Source organism: Pedobacter sp. 10L46_2 (assembly GCF_056395165.1).
In genome coordinates, this window is the sequence record NZ_JBFTIZ010000511.1 from 1,247 (window position 1) to 2,746 (window position 1,500).

The 1,500-nt window shown below is 36.7% G+C and carries 1 protein-coding gene; it reads right to left on the minus strand.

All coding sequences use genetic code 11. From position 1 onward, the window contains the following. Positions 1–137: 137 nt before the first annotated feature. On the minus strand, positions 138–1,500 hold a 1,363-nt coding region (locus AC1DDX_RS27350), incomplete at its 5' end, for a sensor histidine kinase (RefSeq protein WP_477623026.1).

Here is a 1,500-nt window from a genome sequence, read left to right on the forward strand (position 1 = left end):
ATTCTATTATATCCAGTGCTATCGGTTCATCATCAATTGCTATTGCCAGCATTTTTTAATATCATTTGTTATCTAATAGTAGAGCTTTTGTTGGCACAATATAACACATCTTTAATAAGTTTGCCTTGATGTAATTATTATAATTGTAGTGTTAAATGAATAAAAAACTCATTGGCACTTTCCCTAATGATCAATTCATGCTTCCTAGGATACAGCAGTGCAAGCCTTTGTTTTACATTTTGTAAGCCGATACCACTTTTAAGTTTCTCGGGGTCATTATCCGGTTTAATGTGGATGCTGTTATTTACATCAAAATACAGGGTGTTCTCTTTGGTCTGCAATGTGATTTTTATATGCGATGGATGCTGTAAACTAACCCCATGTTTAAAGGCATTTTCTACAAAAGGGATGAGTAACATGGGAGCAATCTGCTGACTGTTTAGTTGCTCTTCAATTTGAGTTTCTATTGAAATCGAAGCTGAACGGGAAGTTCTTAACTTCTGCAAAGCAATGTAGTTATTAAGGTAATCCACATCTCTGGTCAGGGAAATTTTGTCTTGTAGGTTTTCCTGAAGCATAAACCGCATCATATCGCCTAATTTCTGAATACCCTCGCCGGTACGTTCGGCTTTTTCTTGCAAAGCAGTTCCGTACAACGTGTTTAGTGCATTAAATAAAAAGTGTGGATTAATTTGCGACCGCAGGAAACTTAAGCTCGCATCAGACTTTCCAAGTTCAGTTTTTAAGCTGTTAAGCTCTATGTTAGAATCATTCCTTTTTTTATAAATATACCAAGATAGAGGTGCGCTTATAATGAGTTGGGTAGGGATATGGAAGGCTATTACAACACCAGCCATTTCGGCATGGTTGCTAAACATTAGTGCAATAAGCGCAAGTGGCAGACAAGATGCGATGGTAATGAAAAATATCTTCCAGAAGTAGTTCCAAAAGCGCTTTCCAGATTCTTTGACCTGGGGGATAAGATAGTATAATGAAAAGATAACAAGAGCTATTGTTGAACAAATCACAAGTGTCCAGCATACTATAACCTCAAACGGCGATGATGTAGCTATTAGTAACAACAGGCCCACAAACCAAAATGCTGCTCCGAAAACTGCCTCTAACTTAGTACGGTTATACGGATCATTACCTGTGTTTTCATTTTCCTTAATACTAACAATCAGTTTTTTAAGAGCTACATAGATGGTAATGACTAATATCAACCATGCAGAGTACGTAAATCCTTTAAAAAAGAAGTGGTTGTAGGCATCCTGAGTGCTATTGAAATCGGGGAACATATATACCTTGCTATAGGTATAGGTGATGCTGGTGATTAATCCGATCCCCAGAAACAGGCCTACTAAAATAACCAGCGACAAGGCTCTGTTATTTGGTTTAAAAAGAGCAGGTATAATGCAGAAATTCAATAAGAGAAAACTAAAATATAGTATTGAAAAACGGAACAGTTCCGGAATAAGATAATTCGAAACATATGAATAC